The organism is Cryobacterium lyxosi (assembly GCF_004403345.1).
Taxonomy (GTDB): Bacteria; Actinomycetota; Actinomycetes; order Actinomycetales; family Microbacteriaceae; genus Cryobacterium; species Cryobacterium lyxosi.
Map to the genome: position 1 here is coordinate 94,800 of NZ_SOGT01000016.1, position 18,123 is coordinate 112,922.

Annotated in this window: 18 protein-coding genes; 14 read left to right on the forward strand and 4 right to left on the reverse strand. The window is 64.0% G+C overall.

The window, feature by feature from the left end; all coding sequences use genetic code 11:
* Window positions 1-12: 12 nt before the first annotated feature.
* Window positions 13-1,491, reverse strand: coding sequence for a pyridoxal phosphate-dependent decarboxylase family protein (locus E3T27_RS15340; RefSeq protein WP_134573812.1), 1,479 nt, complete (start codon window positions 1,489-1,491; stop codon window positions 13-15).
* A 392-nt stretch (window positions 1,492-1,883) separates the two neighbouring features.
* On the opposite strand from E3T27_RS15340, the gene E3T27_RS15345 reads away from it, so the two are divergent.
* The 3 genes from E3T27_RS15345 to E3T27_RS15355 all read left to right on the forward strand — a co-directional run bounded on the left by E3T27_RS15345 (window position 1,884) and on the right by E3T27_RS15355 (window position 4,482).
* Entirely contained in the window at window positions 1,884-2,468 is a 585-nt protein-coding gene (locus E3T27_RS15345) for a YncE family protein (protein ID WP_134573814.1), read from the forward strand.
* Window positions 2,407-3,339 carry a phosphodiesterase gene (locus E3T27_RS15350; RefSeq protein ID WP_134573816.1) on the forward strand — a complete coding sequence of 311 codons (933 nt, stop codon included), beginning with the start codon at window positions 2,407-2,409 and terminating at the stop codon, window positions 3,337-3,339. The genes E3T27_RS15345 and E3T27_RS15350 overlap by 62 nt, the downstream gene beginning before the upstream one ends.
* Before the next feature lie 102 nt (window positions 3,340-3,441).
* A complete protein-coding gene (locus tag E3T27_RS15355; RefSeq protein ID WP_134573818.1) occupies window positions 3,442-4,482 on the forward strand; it encodes a tyrosine recombinase XerC in 1,041 nt (346 codons plus the stop codon).
* A 44-nt stretch (window positions 4,483-4,526) separates the two neighbouring features.
* Here the strand turns inward: E3T27_RS15355 and E3T27_RS15360 are convergent, their stop codons facing one another.
* Window positions 4,527-5,051, reverse strand: coding sequence for a M23 family metallopeptidase (locus E3T27_RS15360; RefSeq protein ID WP_134573820.1), 525 nt, complete (start codon window positions 5,049-5,051; stop codon window positions 4,527-4,529).
* A 310-nt stretch (window positions 5,052-5,361) separates the two neighbouring features.
* Here E3T27_RS15360 and rpsB point away from each other — a divergent pair, with 310 nt between their 5' ends.
* The 9 genes from rpsB (at window position 5,362) to E3T27_RS15405 (ending at window position 12,306) form a co-directional block, all read left to right on the forward strand.
* Window positions 5,362-6,279, forward strand: a complete 918-nt coding sequence (gene rpsB / locus E3T27_RS15365; RefSeq protein WP_104197716.1) for a 30S ribosomal protein S2 — start codon at window positions 5,362-5,364, stop codon at window positions 6,277-6,279.
* A gap of 10 nt (window positions 6,280-6,289) precedes the next feature.
* Window positions 6,290-7,117 carry a translation elongation factor Ts gene (gene tsf, locus E3T27_RS15370; RefSeq protein WP_134442789.1) on the forward strand — a complete coding sequence of 276 codons (828 nt, stop codon included), beginning with the start codon at window positions 6,290-6,292 and terminating at the stop codon, window positions 7,115-7,117.
* 146 nt (window positions 7,118-7,263) lie between these two features.
* Complete coding sequence (pyrH, locus tag E3T27_RS15375) at window positions 7,264-8,004, forward strand: UMP kinase (protein WP_134548565.1); 741 nt, start codon at window positions 7,264-7,266, stop codon at window positions 8,002-8,004.
* Between the two features lie 30 nt (window positions 8,005-8,034).
* Window positions 8,035-8,589 carry a ribosome recycling factor gene (frr, locus tag E3T27_RS15380; RefSeq protein ID WP_104126888.1) on the forward strand — a complete coding sequence of 185 codons (555 nt, stop codon included), beginning with the start codon at window positions 8,035-8,037 and terminating at the stop codon, window positions 8,587-8,589.
* 11 nt (window positions 8,590-8,600) lie between these two features.
* Window positions 8,601-9,614, forward strand: a complete 1,014-nt coding sequence (locus E3T27_RS15385) for a phosphatidate cytidylyltransferase (protein WP_134573822.1) — start codon at window positions 8,601-8,603, stop codon at window positions 9,612-9,614.
* Between the two features lie 47 nt (window positions 9,615-9,661).
* Window positions 9,662-10,450 carry a DivIVA domain-containing protein gene (locus E3T27_RS15390; protein WP_241992282.1) on the forward strand — a complete coding sequence of 263 codons (789 nt, stop codon included), beginning with the start codon at window positions 9,662-9,664 and terminating at the stop codon, window positions 10,448-10,450.
* Between the two features lie 54 nt (window positions 10,451-10,504).
* Entirely contained in the window at window positions 10,505-11,167 is a 663-nt protein-coding gene (locus E3T27_RS17090; protein WP_241992283.1) for an aggregation-promoting factor C-terminal-like domain-containing protein, read from the forward strand.
* 63 nt (window positions 11,168-11,230) lie between these two features.
* A complete protein-coding gene (locus tag E3T27_RS15400; protein ID WP_174722233.1) occupies window positions 11,231-11,536 on the forward strand; it encodes a hypothetical protein in 306 nt (101 codons plus the stop codon).
* Window positions 11,533-12,306: an alpha/beta hydrolase gene (locus E3T27_RS15405; protein ID WP_369831166.1), complete on the forward strand. Its 774-nt coding sequence runs from the start codon at window positions 11,533-11,535 to the stop codon at window positions 12,304-12,306. Before E3T27_RS15400 ends, E3T27_RS15405 begins: the two co-directional genes overlap by 4 nt.
* A gap of 20 nt (window positions 12,307-12,326) precedes the next feature.
* Here E3T27_RS15405 and E3T27_RS15410 read toward each other — a convergent pair whose 3' ends face one another.
* Together E3T27_RS15410 and E3T27_RS15415 are read right to left on the reverse strand one after the other, a co-directional pair.
* A complete protein-coding gene (locus tag E3T27_RS15410; RefSeq protein WP_104197719.1) occupies window positions 12,327-13,376 on the reverse strand; it encodes an AI-2E family transporter in 1,050 nt (349 codons plus the stop codon).
* A gap of 23 nt (window positions 13,377-13,399) precedes the next feature.
* Window positions 13,400-15,007, reverse strand: coding sequence for a coiled-coil domain-containing protein (locus tag E3T27_RS15415; protein WP_104197720.1), 1,608 nt, complete (start codon window positions 15,005-15,007; stop codon window positions 13,400-13,402).
* Window positions 15,008-15,251: 244 nt separating this feature from the next.
* Between E3T27_RS15415 and E3T27_RS15420 the strand changes: the two genes are divergently transcribed.
* Together E3T27_RS15420 and E3T27_RS15425 are read left to right on the forward strand one after the other, a co-directional pair.
* Window positions 15,252-17,081 carry a DUF8094 domain-containing protein gene (locus E3T27_RS15420; protein ID WP_134573824.1) on the forward strand — a complete coding sequence of 610 codons (1,830 nt, stop codon included), beginning with the start codon at window positions 15,252-15,254 and terminating at the stop codon, window positions 17,079-17,081.
* Window positions 17,078-18,064 (forward strand): tetratricopeptide repeat protein, encoded by a 987-nt coding sequence (locus E3T27_RS15425; RefSeq protein ID WP_134573825.1) that lies wholly within the window; start codon window positions 17,078-17,080, stop codon window positions 18,062-18,064. Before E3T27_RS15420 ends, E3T27_RS15425 begins: the two co-directional genes overlap by 4 nt.
* Window positions 18,065-18,123 lie beyond the last annotated feature (59 nt).

Consider the following 18,123-nt stretch of genomic DNA (forward strand, 5'->3'; position numbering starts at 1 on the left):
CACGGGGTGGGGTCAGTCTCGATCGTGGGTCACGCGGTCAGGGTGCCGGGGTGTGGCCGCACGGCGTACATCTTCGACTTCGAGATTGCCAGCATCAACGACAGCGCAGGCCCGCGCCACCGCGGCGAGGGAGAGCGCGACATCGGCGGCATCCGTCGACCAGTTGCTCACCGAGATGCGCAGAATATCCCGGTCGTGCCAGCGCGACCCCGACATCCAGGCTGAACCGTCGGTGATGAGCTGCTGTGTCACCCGCCGGGTGCGTTCATCGCTGCCGAAACTCACGCACACCTGGGTGAACACCACCTCGTTGAGCACTTCAACCCCCGGCAATAAACGCAGGCCGTCGGCGAGGTTCCGCGCATTCGCTGCGAGACCGTCCACCAGCGCGATCGTGCCGACACGGCCGAGCGATCGGAGCGCCGCCCAGACCGGAACCCCCCTGGCCCGGCGAGACAGCTCGGGCACCTTCTCGAATGGGTCACCGGGACCCAGGTTGCCGGGAGTACCGTCGGCCGCCATCAGATAGCTCGTGTGCACGCCGAATACCTTGCGCACGACCTCGGGCCGGGACACGATCGACACACCGCAGTCGTAGGGCACATTGAGTGTCTTATGGGCGTCCGTCGCCCAGAAATCAGCGCTGTCCAGGCCGGTCACCTGGTCACGGAAGCGCGGGCTGGCTGCCGCCCAGAGGCCGAACGCTCCATCGACATGCACCCAGGCTCCATGCCGGTGCGCCACGTCGATCGCCATACCCATCGGGTCCGATGCTCCGGAATGCAGATTGCCAGCCTGCAGGCAGACGATGGCCGGGCCGGAACCGGCGCACAGTGATTCGGCCAGAGAGGCTGGCCGCAATCGTCCTTGCTGGTCGACGTCGACGACGATGGGTGCGCCGAGGCCGAGGTAGCGCAATACGAGATCGATGACGTCGTGACGCTCCGCCCCCACGAAAACCCGCACGCGCGGCGACCCGGCCAGGCCGTCCCGGTCCAGGTCCCATCCGGCCCGGTCCAGAACCCACTGCCGTCCCGCGGCGAGGCCGACAAAATTGGCCATCGTCGCGCCGGTGGTGAATCCGACATCCGCTCCCGGCGGCAGCCCCAGCAGATCGAGAAGCCAGCCGGCGGCAATCTCCTCGAGCACGGCGGCCGCGGGAGTGGCGAAGCGCATTCCGGCGTTCTGGTCCCACGCGGTCACCAGCCAGTCGGCGGCGAGGGCGGCGGGCAGAGTTCCCCCAATGACCCACCCGAAGAACCGGCCGGAGGGCATCGCCATTAGTCCCGGTTCGGCGAAGGCGGCGAGTTCATCGATCACGTCGGCCGCAGCGCACGACGACGGGGGTAACGGGCCGGCCGAGAGGGCGGCGAGGGTATCGGCGTCGACACGAGGGCCGATTGGGCGAGAGGGTAGTGACGCAAGCCAAGCATGGGCGTGCAGCAGTGCACGGTGAAGAGCCTCGGTGTAGGCGTCCGGCTGGGCAGACATGGCGCCATGATAGCCCGCCGGTCTGCCTTTGTCGCTGGTGAGTGGCAGGGCTACGGTGACCCGCAGTATCGACAAGTGCCCTCCCCCCTCAATTGTTTGAATTTCCAGAGAAGTGGATGTCATGAGCGCACCAGTAACCGGCCACCGCAGAAGCCTCGGCCCCGCACTCACCGTTCTCACCGTCGGAGCGGTCGTACTTGACTGGAGCTCCAGCGGCGCTCGCGGCGAGGGCTCTGAGCGCTGCGAATGTGAGTCAGCCTGCAGTGACGGAACGAAATGCGATTCAGCCCACCGCGAGCACATTCACCGCAACCCCGGTTCCGACGACCACCGGCGTGCCACAGGCGGGCCGGCGACTGACGGCAGTGTCGGGTACCTGAAAACCGGTGCCGGTGGTGCTGTCTTACCGCTGGGCGGCGAATGGTGTGTCGGTATCCGGTATCCGGTGTCGCGGCATCCGCGGCATCCACAGCACCTGCAGCGATAAAAAGATCTATGCGCTGAACATCGCCTCCAACACGGTCGCCTACTCTTTCACTGTTGGCGCTTGCGGTGATCTGGTAGCCACTCCCGACGGCAAGTCCCTGTACATCGGTGGTTCACCCACACTGTTCGACATCACGGTAGCCACGATCGCGACCCGTTCCCTCGCCGAACCGATCTTCACCGGTGCCCCGGTCGGTGAACTCACCCCCAGTGCTGACCGAAAGAAGGTCTATCTGAGCAATACCGAGAACAACACCATTGCGACGGTCAGTACGGTTACCAACCGAGTACTCAGTCGCATACCACTCGGGCGTACCCCGTCGAGTCTCGCCATCACGCCGGACGGCAGCAAGGTGGGTATCGCCAATTCCAACGACGGCACGGTGTCGGTGGGTGCCCGTAGTCTGAAGACCCGACGAGAGGTGATCCATGGCAGTCGTGCAGCTGGGCCAGTACGCGCCCGCCGAGCAGATTTTGGTGCACTTGAGTGACACCCATTTTCTAGCGGATGGCGCGGCGCTCTATGGTGCGGTCGAGACCGACCAGACCGTGCACCGCGCCCTCGAGCAGCTGCACCGCTCAGGGATCCGGCCCGATGCCCTCATTCTCACCGGCGATGTGGCCGATCGGGGCGAAGCGGATGCCTACCGCCGCATTCGCGGCATCGTGGAGGCCGCCGCCGCCCAGTGGGATGCCGCCATAATCTGGGTGATGGGCAACCACGACCAGCGCAAATCGTTTCGTTCCGAACTCCTCGGCGAGGCACCCGACGATCAACAGAGCGTCGACCAGAACCCTGTCGACCAGAACCCCGTCGACCAGCTGCACGACCTCGACGGCCTGCGAATCATTGCGCTCGACACGAGTGTTCCCGGCTATCACCACGGTGAGGTGGCCGATGCCCAGCTGGAGTGGCTGCGCCAGGTTCTGAGCACGCCCGCGCGGCGCGGGTCGATCCTGGCACTGCACCACCCACCGATTCCCACACCGCTGCCGCTGATGAGCGTGCTCGAGCTGCAGGACCAGCCGCGACTGGCTGCCGTTCTGGCCGGCAGTGATGTGCGGGCAATTCTCGCCGGGCACCTGCACTATTCCACCCAGGGCGTATTCGCCGGCATCCCCGTGTCGGTCGCGGCGGCTACCTGTTACACGATGGATTTGAGTGCCCCCGACCGTGAAATGACCGGGGTGAACGGTGGTCAGACACTAAACCTTGTGCACGTCTATGCCGACCAGATCACGCATTCTCAGCTGCCGATCGGCGATTACACCGCTGTCACGCAGTTTTTCGCCGACTATGTCGGTGAACTGGCTGCCCTCTCACCCGAAGACCGCAGGCTCGCCTTTTCGCGGCAGTCATGACAACGGCGGCGCGAAACATGAGCAAGAACTGCGACACCATGAGCAAGAACTGCGACACCATGAGCAAGAACTGCGACACCATGAGCGAGAGCAACTGAACCCATGCATGTGAGCGACGACATCGACGAATTTCTGCGTTACCTCAGCGCCGAGCGTGGCTATTCCGCACACACGGTGCGTGCCTATCGCACCGACCTGAACCAACTGGCCGGCTTTGCTGGCGACCGGGGGGTGACGGCATCGGCTGAGTTGAGCCTCGAACTCCTGCGGGAATGGCTCTGGGTCGCAACCCAGGCTGGCCTGGCCCGGGCCACGCTGGCCCGCCGGTCGGCGGCGGCGCGCAGCTTCACTGCGTGGCTCGCGCGCAGCGACGATTTCGTCACGGACCCGGCGGCCCGCTTGCGCTCGCCGAAACCGGGGCGAACGTTGCCGCGCGTGATCGCCCAGACCCAGATGAGCGAACTGCTCGAACTGCTGGCGGCCCGCGCCGCCGGGGGAGAGGCACTCGCGCTGCGTGATCTCGCCATCGTCGAGATGCTCTACGCCGCGGCGCTGCGAGTCTCCGAGCTCGTCGGCCTTGATCTCGCCGACGTAGACCTGGAACGGTTGACCGTGCGGGTCACCGGTAAGGGTGCGAAGGAACGCGTGGTTCCGTTCGGCGTTCCGGCCAAGCGCGCCCTCGTCGACTACCTGCGTCAGGGGCGGAACCTAGGCGCCGCTGTCTCGCCAGACGCCGTGAAAACCGGGCCAGCGCCGGCAGCTCGATCGAACTTCGCAGTGCCCAACCTCGCAGTGCCCAACCTCGCAGTGCCCAACCTCGCAGCGCCCGCCCTCGCAGCGCCAGTCACCAACGCGTCGAACGACACCACGGCGCTGTTCCTCGGCCGCCGGGGTCGGCGCCTTGGCGTGCGCGGCGTCTACCGCCTCGTAGCCGCGTTGCTCGCCGCGATCCCCGGCACAGGTCCGGCCGGACCGCACGCCCTGCGCCACACCGCGGCCACCCATTTGCTCGACGGGGGAGCCGACCTGCGCGCCGTGCAGGAACTTCTCGGGCATGTCAGTCTCGGTACCACCCAGATCTATACCCATGTGTCGGCGGAACGCCTGAAAACCAGCTACGGGCTCGCCCACCCCCGCGCTTGACCCGGTCGAGAAAGATCGCGTTTCGTGCAGGGTTCACGGCCTCATCACGGTAATGCCGGTAACAAAATCGCGCGCGGCACGGTCCCGAGAAAGAGTAGGGGCGATATGTAAAGCCCGTGCAGTCGCACGCCCAAATGCACACAGCCGACAGGGCAATGACCGCCGCTCGCCACTGCGCCGATCACCTGTCCGGCGCGCACCCGGTCTCCCGCCGCGACAGTGGCGATCACGGGCTCGACCGTCGAGATCAGATCACCCGGCTGCGTGATCGACAGCACAGGCCGGTCAACGACACGACCCGCAAACGACACCACCCCGTCGTGCGGCGCAAACACCGCGTCATTCGTCTGCGCAGCCAGGTCGATGCCGCGATGACCGCCCGAATATAAAGACTCCGGCGCTTCGAACGCCCGGGTCACTCGGTGCGGCGCCGCGACCGGCCACACCCAGGCAGCTGCCTCCGTCGGCGCTGTACCCACCGTCCGCTCCAACGCGGCACCCGATCCAGCGACCACGAGCACGAGCACGAAGATGAGAGCGGATGCAGCCAGTGCGCGTAGGTTCTGCATGCCCCTATCCTGCCGCTCGGCGTCGAACCCGCCAGGGCATCGGGCACATCCGTGTCGGTATGCATCGTTATCGTTCCTGTGCAGGAGTCGGTCGCAGTAGTACGCCCGGCAGTGATACGCTAATCCCAGCAGCGCTTTCTGCGCTGACTACGCGTGCCCATTTGGCCGCCATGTCCAATCGGTCCCGTCTCACGAGAACATTCGCGAGCAGGGCGGACGTGTGCCGGGCACCAGGAGCGATGATCGTCCGATCATCGCACAAACCGATTGGTGCGGCTTTTTGAACCCGCACCAGAACAGGAGTCGGCACATGGCCGTCGTAACCATCCGCCAGCTGCTTGACAGCGGCGTGCACTTCGGGCACCAGACCCGCCGTTGGAACCCGAAGATGAAGCGCTTCATCTTCACCGAGCGTTCCGGCATCTACATCATCGACCTGCAGCAGTCGCTCGGGTTCGTTGATAAGGCCTATGACTTCGTCAAGGAGACGGTTGCCCACGGCGGCACCATCCTCTTCGTCGGCACCAAGAAGCAGGCTCAGGAATCCATCTCCGAGCAGGCGCAGCGCGTAGGTCAGCCCTATGTCAACCAGCGCTGGCTCGGTGGCCTCCTCACCAACTTCCAGACCGTTTCCAAGCGCCTGGCTCGCATGAAAGAACTCGAAGAGCTCGACTTCGAAGACACCGCCAAGAGCGGTTTCACGAAGAAGGAAATGCTCATCAAGAAGCGCGAGCTCGTCAAGCTGCACAAGAGCCTCGGCGGAATCCGCAACCTCACGAAGACCCCGTCTGCACTGTGGGTTGTTGACACCAACAAGGAGCACCTCGCCATTGATGAGGCGCGCAAGCTCGGCATCCCTGTCATCGCTATCCTCGACACCAACTGCGACCCCGATGACGTGCAGTACCCGATCCCGGGCAACGACGACGCCATTCGCTCCGTTGGCCTGCTGACCCGCATCATCGCGGACGCCGCAGCCGAGGGCCTCATCCAGCGCCACGCCAAGCCGGAGGCCGAAGTTGAGCCCCTCGCCGCGTGGGAAGCTGAACTGCTCCAGGCGTCAGACGCCGAGACCACCCCCGCGCAGTCCTCTGCCGAGACCGAGAAGGTCGCCGACGCAACCGTCGTCGCCGACGAGGCCGTCGTTGCAGAGCCCACCATCGCTGACGCTGTCGCTGACAGCGACGTTGCGGCCGTACTGGCTGCTGCCGCCGACGAAACCAAGTAGGGAACCCGGTATGGCAAACTTCACACTAGAAAACGTCAAGGCTCTTCGCGAGAACCTCGGCACCGGAATGGTCGACACCAAGAACGCCCTCGTTGAAGCCGACGGCGACATGGACAAGGCCATCGAGATCCTGCGTCTCAAGGGTGCTAAAGGTAACGCCAAGCGCGCTGACCGTTCCACCTCTGAGGGACTCGTCGCTGCCAAGGAAATCGGCACGACCGCGTACATGATCGAACTTGCCTGCGAAACCGACTTCGTCGCCAAGGGCGACAAGTTCGTCGTTCTGGCCGATAAGGTTCTTGACGCGATCGCCGCCGCCGGCGCGACCACGGTCGAGGCTGGACTGGCCGCTACGGCCGGCACGCAGACCGTTGCCGAGCTCATTGACGGCGAAGCGGCAATCATCGGCGAGAAGTTCGAACTTCGCCGCGTCGCCGCCGTCACCGGCGAGTCGTTCTCGATCTACCTGCACAAGACCAGCAAAGACCTGCCCCCGCAGGTCGGCGTTGTTCTCGGCTTCTCCGGTGCAGACGTGGAGACCGCTCGTAGCGTCGCCCAGCACATTTCGTTCGCCAACCCCGAGTACCTCGCGGCGAGCGATGTCCCTGCTGACCTGGTGGAGACCGAGCGCAAGATCGTCACCGAGATCTCGAAGAACGAAGGCAAGCCGGAAGCGGCGCTGCCCAAGATCGTTGAGGGACGCGTCAAGGCATATCTCAAGCAGGTCGCACTGCTCGAACAGGACTATGCCAAGGACAACAAGTTGTCCGTCGCCAAGGTTCTTGACGATGCAAAACTGACCGTGTCGGGCTTCGCCCGGTTCAAGGTCGGCGCCTAACAAAAAATAACGGAGGTCGGATTGCGAAAGCAATCCGGCCTCCGTTTTGTGTGCCCCGTGTGGGGTACGCGCCCGCACTTGGTAGTTTGATTGCACCCCCTCTCGGAAAGGCCCCGCACGACATGACTGACACGGCCAGCACACCCATGACCCAGACCAGCCCGCTGCATCCCACCACGGTCGTGAAGAAGCGACGGGTGCTCCTCAAACTGTCCGGTGAGGCCTTCGGCGGCGGCGCCGTGGGGGTAAACCCCGATGTGGTCAGCTCGCTGGCCAGGGAGATCGCTGAGGCCGCCCAGCAGGTCGAAGTGGCCATCGTCGTCGGCGGCGGAAACTTCTTTCGTGGCGCCGAGCTGTCCCAGCGCGGCATGGACCGCGGACGCGCCGACTACATGGGAATGCTCGGTACCGTCATGAACGCCCTCGCCCTTCAGGACTTTCTCGAGCAGGCCGGGGCGGAAACCCGCGTGCAGTCCGCCATCTCGATGACTCAGGTCGCCGAGCAGTACATTCCACGGCGCGCCGAACGGCACCTGGAAAAGGGCCGCGTCGTCATCTTCGGTGCCGGAGCCGGACTGCCGTACTTCTCGACCGATACCGTAGCCGCGCAGCGCGCCCTCGAAATTGACGCCGACGTTGTGCTCTTGGCCAAGAACGGCGTGGACGGCGTCTATTCCGACGACCCCCGTACGAATCCCGACGCCCAGAAGATCCACCACATCACCTATCAAGAAGCGCTCCAGCGCGGCCTCAAAGTGGTCGACTCCACCGCGTTCAGCCTGTGCATGGACAACCACATGCCCATGCAGGTCTTCGGCATGGCACCAGAAGGCAACGTCACCGCGGCCATTCTGGGCGCCGATCTGGGCACTCGCGTCTCCAACTAGAATTATTCCACCACCAATAAAGGAGTCACCGTGATCGCGGATGTTCTTTCCGATGCCACTGCGCGCATGAACCGGGCCCTCGAGGCCGCCAAAGACGACTTCGGCACCGTGCGTACCGGGCGCGCCAACCCGCAAATGTTCGCGAAAATTCTGGTGAGTTACTACGGCACTCTGACACCGCTGGAACAACTCGCGTCGCTGCAAAACCAGGAAGCGCGCACGATGCTGATCGGTCCCTACGACAAAGCGGCGCTGCGCGACATTGAGATCGCCATCCGCGACACTCCGAATCTGGGCGCCAACGTCGGCAACGACGGAACCACCATTCGGGCTACGCTGCCCGAACTCACTACGGAACGCCGCAAGGAATTCGTGAAGATCGTCAAGGCCAAGGCAGAGGATGCCCGCATTTCAGTGCGGAACATTCGCCGCAAGGCCAAAGACGAGCTCGATGCGCTCAAGAGTGAGGTCGGCGACGACGAGGTCGCCCGCGCCGAGAAAGAGCTCGAGCTGATGACCAAGAGCCACGTGGACGGCATTGACGACGCCTTCAAGCGCAAGGAAGCCGAACTTCTCGAGATCTAGGAAGCGTTCAGATGACCGAGAAACCGGAGAACGGCCAGCCGCACAGACGCGGTAACGGTGTCAGTCGCGCCGAGTTCCGGGCGCAGGTGAAAACGACGCGAGCTGATTTCGAACGTCAGGTGCAGACGACCAAGGCCGATTTCGAACGTCAGGTGCAGGCCACGCGGGCGCAACTCGATGCGACCAACGAACGTATCGCAGCGCGCACCGGGCGCAACCTCATTCTGGCCATCCTGATTGGACTTGTGCTCGGCGGCTTAATGTTGGTCAGTCTCATCATCATCAAACAGCTCTTCATGATCTTCGCGGTCGTCATTGTCGGCTTCTGCGCGTTCGAACTGGCACAGGCCCTGCGGCGTGCCGGACGTAACGTGCCGCGCATCCCCGTGATTATCTCTGCGGTCGCCATCGTTCCGGCTGCGTTCTACGGTGGGGCAACCGGCCAATGGTTCGTCATGCTCGGCGGCATCGTATTAATCGGGTTGTGGCGCCTGGCCTTACTCGTGATGGCGTCGCACCGCGCCACTGCCCGTTCCGTCCTCGGCGACGTGGGCGGTGGCATCCTGATTCAGGTCTACGTCGTCTTTCTCGCGAGTTTTGCAGTGCTGCTTGTCGCCCAGGACCACGGACAGTGGTGGACGCTCGCCTTCCTGATTTTGGTCATTTCCGCCGACACCGGTGCGTACGTCAGCGGCCTGAACTTCGGCAAGCATCCGATGGCGCCCTCGATCAGTCCGAAGAAAACGTGGGAGGGCTTTGTTGGCGCCGGATTGATCTGCATGATCGCTGGTGTGCTGCTCTCGATCTTCATGCTCGACCAGCCGTGGTGGTTCGGATTGGTCTTCGGAGCGGTCATCCTGCTGACTGCGACCTTTGGTGACCTGGCCGAATCGCTGATCAAACGCGACCTCGGCATCAAGGACATGAGTTCGTGGCTCCCCGGCCACGGCGGCTTTCTGGACCGGCTTGACTCGATTCTGCCATCGGCCGCTGCTGCCTACGCCCTCTATCTGGTCTTTGCGTGAGCGCGACCGATTTTTCTCCCGCGAACCTGGTACGAGACAATGAGGGTATGAGCACCATATTTTCGCGAGTGGACAAGAAGTCTCTCGGCTACAACGTCACCCAGGTCGATGCGTTTCTGGCTGCGGCCCGGCGCGCATACGACCAGCCTGACCTGCACGACGACGAACTCGATGCTGATACCGGTGCTCTGGAATCCGTTGACGAGATCGCCGCCGGTACCGAGACTGGGACCACGATGCCGGCGACGAGCCTGTCGGCGACCACGCTGCCGGCGACCACGCTGCCGGCGACCACGCTGCCGGCGACCACGGACGACGATCCGGGCGCCGCCAACGGAGCCGAGGCCACGCACACGCTGATCGTGAAACAGCCCGAGGAAAACGAGACCGGCACCGGTATCAGGTTGACGGCCGAGGGGATCCGCCACACGGCCTTCGCAATGCACAAAGGCGGATACTCACCCGACCAGGTCGATGCGGCACTGGAACGACTTGAAGACGCTTTCGCCGCTCGAGAACGCGATGAGGCGACCCGGGCCGGGGGAGAACAGGCGTGGATGGCTGAAGCCGAGGCCGCCGTCGAGGTGATCGTCGGCCGGCTCAGCCGCCCCCCCGGCGCCCGCTTCACGCGCACGAGCGTTTTGGCGGTCGGCTACAAACGAGTGGACGTCGACCGTCTGGCCAACAAATTGGTGAAATATTTTCGCGACGGTCGTGAGCTGACGGTCGCGGAGGTGCGAACGGCCGTTTTTCGCCCCGAACGGGGAGGATACCGGGAAGCGCAGGTGGATGTGGTGTTGGACAGCGTCGTGGACGTCATGCTCGCGGTGCGCTGATTTGGTCACCGTTACTTGGCTGTTATCAAAATTGTCGGCTAGGGTCGTCTAGTAATGGGTAGGCATCTGAAAGTAATCGACACCGTTCCGGCTGCGGCCAAGCCGATCGTTCGTCGAACGCGGCCCCGGGTCAAGCCGGCGCACTTTCTGTTCGGGTTCACCGCCGCCTGCGCGTTCGTGCTCGTCACCGTGGTTGATCCCTACTCGGGCGCTACGGCGTCACCATACTTTCAAATAGCTGGCAGTACGACCGATGACGGGCCTGCCCAAGCTGTTCTCGTTGCCGGCAGCTACACCAATACCATTACGCGTGACGGCTATGCTGTCACCGAAAAGCCCAAACCGGTGCCCATCGTGGTGGCGGTTGAAAAAAAGGCCCAGAGCTTCACCGCTCCGCCGGCTGCCGTACCCGATCCGGGCTCGGCGAAGGCTTATGCCTACGACGCCGTTGCCGGTCGCGGCTGGGGCGAAGACCAATACAACTGTCTGGTCTCGCTCTGGCAGAAAGAGTCGGGTTGGCGCGTCAACGCCCAGAACGGGTCGAGCGGCGCCTACGGAATCCCACAATCGCTCCCCGGCTCCAAGATGGCGTCGGCCGGCAACGACTGGGCCACGAACGCTGGTACCCAAATTGAGTGGGGTCTCGGGTATATCACGGGCCGCTACGGCACTCCGTGTGGTGCCTGGGGTAAGTCCCAGGCTTCGGGCTGGTACTAGGCGCAAACTGGTGCGCCGGGCCCGCTGGTGTTCGGCACCAAGCCCGCACTTTAGACTGGGATCATGGCGCGCAGCAATCGACCCCGAGGCCGCAAGGCCCAGCAGTCGAGCGACGACGACGCAGACGTTGGCCTGAATCATCTGCTCGCGGGATGGCGTCGCAGCGAAGTCCGGCGTGACGGCCTCTGGCACGTTCAGCCGGTTCCCGCCAAACAGGCGGCCAAAGCATACCTGTGTCCCGGTTGCACCCAGAGCATCGCCCCCGGTACCGCTCATATCGTCACGTGGCGCGGCGACGGGGTACTCGGTGACGATGCCGACCTCGCCAACCGGCGGCACTGGCACACTCACTGTTGGAAGATCAAGTGACCAACGGCCCCGAGAGCCCAGAAGGAGCAGCGACCGTGCCGGTTGACATTCGTGGCGGCATCGAACTGCCGGCCACCATCGAACGCGTCGAGCTGCACACGAGCGACGGTCTAACCCTGGTGGGCGAACTGGCCACCCCGGTCGGCAGGGCACCGGTGGCCACACTCGTCACGCTGCATCCGCTGCCCACCGCCGGCGGTTTCATGGACTCGCATATTCTCCGCAAGGCGGCGAACCGGCTGCCCGCCCTGGCTGATCTGGCCGTGCTGCGGTTCAACACCCGCGGTACGTCATCGCCGCGCGGTACAAGTGACGGAAATTTCGGTCACGGACTGACCGAACGAGCCGATGTAGCCGCGGCGATGGCTTTCGTCGCTAAACGCCACCTGCCCAACCCGTGGCTGGTCGGCTGGTCATTCGGCACTGAACTCGCCCTGAAGTACGGCCTGGAGCACCCGATTCGTGGCGCCATCCTGCTGTCACCCCCGCTGCACCGCACGACCAGCGAAGAGTTGGCGGCGTGGGCCGGGAACGAACGTGAATTGGTCGCTGTGATCCCCGAATTCGACGACTACCTCAGGCCGGATGCCGCCCGCTCGCGGTTTGCCACTGTACCCGGCCTGCGTTTGGTCGCCGTTGAAGGCGGCAAACACTTGTGGGTTGGCGAGACCCTGACCCGCCGTGTTCTCAGCGAGATCGTCGCTACAGTCAACCCGGGCGCCCTGCCCCTGCCGACTGAGTGGACCACCGGGCTACCCGACGCGTCGTGAGCGCGCTGTCGACCAAAGCCTCAGAGTTCGTTCTGGCGGGGGATGACGACCTGTTTGACGATCATAATGACGGACGCCGCGACCGGAATGGCGATCAGGGCACCGAGGATACCGAGCAGACTTCCTCCGGCCAGGGCAGCGATCACGACGACAGCACCCGGCACGGAGACGGCCCGACTCATGATGTTCGGGCTGAGGATGTATGCCTCGACCTGCATATAGATGAGGTAGTAGATCGCCGCGGCCAGAGCCGTCTGGGGTGAACTGCCGATTTCAGGAATCAGGCAGGTCAGCACGATGATGATGGAGCCGGAGATAGTACCGACCAGCGGGATCAAGGACAGCAGGAAGGCGATGAAGGCGAGGAGCGCCGGAAATGGCGCCCCGATGATCGACAAAAAGATGAAGCTCAGCACACCGTTCACGGAGGCTAACGCGGCCTGGCCCACGATGTACCGACCGACGGCCGTAGTGATCTGCTCGCTCAGGTCGGTGAAGCGTGCTCGCTTGGATGCGGGAACCAGCTGGTAGGTGGCTCGCTTCATGGCGTTCAATGAGGCCGTGAAATACAGCGTGAGGATCAAGATGATCAGCGCACCAAACAATCCGCTCACAAACGCCAGACCGGACTGGACGATCGTCGTGGTGATATTCGATAGATTACCGCCCAGAAAATCAGTGATCGTCTTGGTGATTCTCGACACGTCCAGCCCGGGGAACTGTTGTTGGAGATCGGCCAGGAAGGTCGACGAGTTCACGCCCCGCACCAATTCGGGAAAGATTCTGGAAAGTTTGGACACCTGGTCGACGATGATCGGCACGATTGCGAATACGACGCCGGTCAGAACACCGAGCACCGCTGCGACCACGGTCAGAATCGCAGCCCAGCGGGGGAACTTCTTCTTCTCCAGCCAGGAGACGGCCGGGTCGAGGCCGAGCGCGATGAACAGCGCCGCCCCGACGTAGATAATGATCGTCTGCAGGGTGATCACCGAGGTGATGATCAGTAAGCCCAGCCCAACGCCCAACGTTCCGACGAGTCCGAACCGGAAGGCATTTTGTATTTTCACGTAGTCGACTCCAGGGATGGGAATTACTCGGCTGCGACCCGTTCTGCCTGCGTCAAAACGCTGCGCAGACTTTCAAAGTACCCGGCCACGGCGTCGCGCTCAATTCTAATCTGGGACAGCCGGTCTTCGGCGTCCGCCACGAGGGTGCGTGAGCGTGTTGTGGCGTCGGTCACGAGAGTGGTCGCAGCGGCGTGCGCGTCCCTGAGAATGCCCGCGGCGTTCTCTTCGGCGAGTTCCTTGTTCGCCTTGGCTTCTTCGCGCGCGCCGGCATCGAGTTGCTCGTTGAGGGTGCGCAGCTCGGCCGTGCGCTCACTCGTCTCGGTAAGCTGCCTGGCGGCATCCGCCTGAAACTTCTGAGTCTGCGCCACGGCCTCCTGATGCCGGGCGAGGTGCTCCTGCTCGGCCTCGTCACGGCGGGCTTTCAGCTCGACATCGAAGTCGGCTCGTGCCTGATCGATCTCCCGGGCCAGGCGGCTCGCCTCGTGCTCGCCCTTCTTGCGCGTGGCGGTGAGCTGGTTCTCCAAATCGATGCGGGCCTGCTCGGCTTCGGCCTCGGCGTCGATTCCGGCTTGCTGGTTCTCCCGGGCCAGGTCGGCGGCGGCCTGCTCAACCTCGGCGACGAGGGCTGCGCGGCCTTGCTCGATCTCACGGGCCAAACCGGCGCGTTTGCGATCGAGCTCTCGAGCGAGATCGGTCTGGGCCTGCTCGCGTTCGACCTCCGTCACCGCGTGTGCCTGTTCGATCTCGCGGGCTAGATCGATTCGCCCTTGCTCGACCTCGGCGGCGAGCAGGGTGCGGGCCTGATCTGCCTCGTGTGCACCGTCCAGCCGCGCCTGCTCGGAATCCTTGGCCAGATCGACCCGGGCTTGCTCCGTCTCGGCGGTCAGATCGACGCGGGCCTGTTCGGTTTCGCGTTGCAGGTCAGCGCGCTGCTGGTCGAGTTCCAAGGCCACTTCGGCGCGGGTGAGTTCGGTTTCGTGGGTAAGGCCAGCCGCGATCTCACGAGCCTCGGTAGCTTCCCGCTGGGCCACTACGCGCACTTCTGCTGCTTCCCGATCGGCTTCAGAGCGGATGGCCGATACCTCACGCTTGACCGTTGCACGCGCTTCGGCGGCCTCGGTGGCGACAGCGCCCCGAATCAGGGAGGCATCGCGAACGGCATCCTGGACAACCTGTGCCTGGTCGTCCTGGGCGCGGGCGCGCACGTCATCAGCTTCAACCCGCACGTCATCGAGAACCCGACGTGCCTTCACTGCGGCATCGGACAGGGTGCGTTCGGCTTGCTCGAGAGCATTGTGGCGGAGCAGCTGCACCTCGTCGGCCGTCGCGGCGCGCAGCTTTTCGGCGTCGATATCGGCCTGGGCGATGACTCGGGTGGACTGCTCCTCGGCGACGCGAAGGGTATTCTCCAGTTTGGTTCCGAGGCCGGAAAAGGTGGGGCTGCCCACCTCTTCGATTTCAGCGTTGAGATCGTCAATGCGCGCCGCCAACCGTTTGACTTCGCGGCCGGCCTCGGCGTTTTGAGTGTTGGCCTGAATCAGTTCGCGACGTAGAGACTGGATGGCCTTGGCGACCTCATCCTTGTCGTAGCCGCGAAATACCTGGGTGAAATCAGCTTCGTCGTCAGACACTTTTTACTCCTTGCACATGGGGCCCCGGCCCTAGATGGATCATGCATGACGGGGAACACCCCCAATTTTAGTGTGCTGGCGCCGCCGCGAGTACCCGCCCGTCGACGGTGGGGCGCCGGCGCTATTAGGCACCTTTCAGAAGAAGGCAGTATCGTAGAAGGTCTGTGTCTGAGCACCTTCAGGCGCAGGAGTCAGCCAAAGTGACTGAATAATACCAACCAGCACACAAGCTGAAGGGTGATCCGTGCGATTTGTTCTTGCCATCGTGGCCTTCGTGCTTGCTGCCGTGATGATCGTTCTCGGCATCGCACAGCGAACAATCTTTCTTGAGCCCGCTTTCACTTCCCTCGCCTCTTCCGTCACGGGCGACACGAAGTACACCGTGATAGATCCGAGCGCGCTGTCAGCGTCGACGGGCAGCCAGACCATCAACGTGCGCGGAGATGGCGCTATCTTCCTCGCGTACGGCCGTTCGGAAGACGTCGCCGCGTGGATTGCGGACGACGCGTACGCCACTGTCGGCCTCAGCGAGAAATCGGGCGAACTCACCTCCACCGTCACCGACGCCGTCACCGCCGACAATGCCGAGGGCACGTCGGGTGACGCCGCCACAGCGGATGTCGCCGCCGCGATCGTGAATCCAGCCGGGTCGGACTTGTGGCTCGAGGAGTACACCGGCACGAAGTCCGTGACAACCACGCTGACCCTGCCGGAGGGTATCTCCGTGCTCGTCGCGTCGGACGGGATCGCACCGGCACCGTCCAGCATCCGTTTGTCGTGGGCGTCCGATAATTCGACCCCGTGGGCCGGCCCGCTGCTCGCTGGTGGTGCCGTGCTTCTGTTGGCCGGACTGGTGTTGTACGTACTGGCCCTGCTGCATCTGCGTCGCTCTCGCAGGCCGCGTCGCAATGTGCCCCGCGGTCCCCGAATGCCGCGTTTGCCGCGCGCACCGCGTCCGAAGGCGATCAAAGCCAGTCAGATCACGACTTCGCGGCGGGGAATCGCCCGCCGGGTGGCCATCCTTCCCATGATCGTGGTCTCCGGCCTGGCGCTGAGTGGCTGTTCGGCCGATCTGTGGCCTGATTTCAGCACGACCAGCACAGCCACAGCGACGCCAACGCCGACGCCTCAGCCCACCGATTCTGTCGAAGCTGCCGCCGAGTTGCCGCCGCCCGCCGTCACTGTCTCCCAGTTGGAAACGATCATGAGCGAGATTTCGCTGCTCAGCGCGGACGCCGATACGACCCTGAATACAGAGACTATTGCGACGCGATTCACCGGCCCGGCCCTGGAACAACGACTGGCCAACTACAAGATCCGTGCCGTCGATCCGGCAGTAGCCCCGCTGGTTGCCCTGGCGGGTGCGCCGCTCACGTTCACGCTGCCGCAGCAGACGAACTCCTGGCCTCGTGTTGTCATGACCGTAATCCAGGACGAAAACAATCCGAGCATACCGACCATGGCGGTCATCCTCAAGCAGGAATCGCCCCGCACAAATTATCACGTGCAGTATCTGTTCGCGCTGGAGCAGTCGGCGCATGTTCCGAAGGTGGCGCCCGCCATCGTCGGCGCTCCCGCCATCGCCCCCGACAACAAGTTGTTGTTGTTGCCGCCGAACGAACTGGCCGCCGCCTATGCCGATATCCTGCTGCAGGGCGAGGCGAGCCCCTCATTCGGGCTGTTCGAGATCGAGGGGGATAATTTTCGCGTTCAGGTCGCTGACCTGAACGCGGCCAAGGTCGCTGCCCTGCCGTCGACCGCTTCGATCGACTTCGCGGCTTCTGCGGGCACCGACGAGGCCGTAGCCCTCGCGACCAACGACTCTGGCAGCATCGTGGCGGTCAGTATGACGGAGACTGAAACGGTCAAACCGGTCGATGCCGGGGCTACGGTGGGCCCGGCCGCCGATGCCCTCGCCACGAAGGCACTATCGGGCATCACCACTACGGCCAAGGGCTTTCAAAACACCTACCGCGACCAACTGCTGTTCTACGTACCCACGGCTGGTTCTAGCGACAAAATCGTGCTTCTGGGCTTTGCCCAGGGCCTCATCACATCGGCGGAGCTTCCATGACGAATATGCCCCCTTTCGGATCGAACCTGCGCGGAGCGGTCGACCTCTCCTCGCTCGTGAACCGTGCCCCGGCGGGAACGACCCCGGCGGCCGACACTGGCGCATCCATCGCCGGCGGCGCTGCGGCACCCTCCGGTACCGTCACCCTTCCGAGCCTTGTTCTCGAGGGTACCGACGCCAATTTTGGCGAACTGCTCGACTTGTCTTCCCGCGTTCCCGTGGTCGTCGGGCTGTGGGCATCCCGAAGCGAACCCTCGACACAGCTCATGGTCGTGTTGGAGAAGATCGTTCAGGGCTTCGCCGGCAAGTTCGTACTGGCCCGCGTGGATATCGACTCGAATCCGCAGCTCGCACAGGCATTCCAAGCCCAGTCCGTGCCTACGGTCGCCGCCGTCATCACCGGTCAGCCGGTACAGCTTTTCAACGGTCCACTCGGTGAGGAGCAGATCACCGAGGTGCTCGGTCGCGTTCTGGAGCTCGCGGCGCAGCAGGGTGTGACAGGCACGGCCCAGGCCCAGGCCTCAGATGCAGACGCGGACGCCGAACCGGTTGCCGCCACCCCGGAGCCTCTGCCGCCGCACCACCTGGAGGCGTACACGGCCATCGAGGCTGGCGACTACGCCACCGCCCAGAGTGAGTACCGCACCGCACTGGCACAGAACCCGAACGACACGATGGCCGTTGCCGGTCTGGCGCAGGTGAGTCTTCTCGCCCGGCTGCAGGGTAAGACCATCGATCAGATTCGCAATGGCGCGGCATCCGCCCCCGACGATCTCGACGCGCAATTGTTGGTGGCCGACCTCGACTTATCCGGAGGTCACATCGAGGACGCCTTCGATCGCCTGCTGGGACTCTTTCCGGCACAGCCCGCAGCCGGCCGCAACGCGATCCGCGAGCGCCTTCTCGAGCTGTTCGAGGTCGTCGGTCAAGACGACCCACGGGTTCCCCCCACCCGTTCGCGTCTGACCGCCCTCCTGTACTGATTTCCCGAGTGCGCGCGAGTGCGCCTAGTGGCCGGCTGACTCAGTAGCACAGACCAGGC

Excerpts from the sequence above, each read along its gene's own strand:
- E3T27_RS15340 (WP_134573812.1), bottom strand. The coding sequence starts at position 1,491 with ATGTCTGCCCAGCCGGACGCCTACACCGAGGCTCTTCACCGTGCACTG.
- E3T27_RS15400 (WP_174722233.1), top strand. The coding sequence starts at position 11,231 with ATGGCGCGCAGCAATCGACCCCGAGGCCGCAAGGCCCAGCAGTCGAGC.
- E3T27_RS15390 (WP_241992282.1), top strand. The coding sequence starts at position 9,662 with ATGAGCACCATATTTTCGCGAGTGGACAAGAAGTCTCTCGGCTACAAC.
- E3T27_RS17090 (WP_241992283.1), top strand. The coding sequence starts at position 10,505 with ATGGGTAGGCATCTGAAAGTAATCGACACCGTTCCGGCTGCGGCCAAG.
- E3T27_RS15360 (WP_134573820.1), bottom strand. The coding sequence starts at position 5,051 with ATGCAGAACCTACGCGCACTGGCTGCATCCGCTCTCATCTTCGTGCTC.
- pyrH (WP_134548565.1), top strand. The coding sequence starts at position 7,264 with ATGACCCAGACCAGCCCGCTGCATCCCACCACGGTCGTGAAGAAGCGA.
- rpsB (WP_104197716.1), top strand. The coding sequence starts at position 5,362 with ATGGCCGTCGTAACCATCCGCCAGCTGCTTGACAGCGGCGTGCACTTC.
- E3T27_RS15355 (WP_134573818.1), top strand. The coding sequence starts at position 3,442 with ATGCATGTGAGCGACGACATCGACGAATTTCTGCGTTACCTCAGCGCC.
- tsf (WP_134442789.1), top strand. The coding sequence starts at position 6,290 with ATGGCAAACTTCACACTAGAAAACGTCAAGGCTCTTCGCGAGAACCTC.
- E3T27_RS15350 (WP_134573816.1), top strand. The coding sequence starts at position 2,407 with ATGGCAGTCGTGCAGCTGGGCCAGTACGCGCCCGCCGAGCAGATTTTG.
- E3T27_RS15425 (WP_134573825.1), top strand. The coding sequence starts at position 17,078 with ATGACGAATATGCCCCCTTTCGGATCGAACCTGCGCGGAGCGGTCGAC.
- E3T27_RS15385 (WP_134573822.1), top strand. The coding sequence starts at position 8,601 with ATGACCGAGAAACCGGAGAACGGCCAGCCGCACAGACGCGGTAACGGT.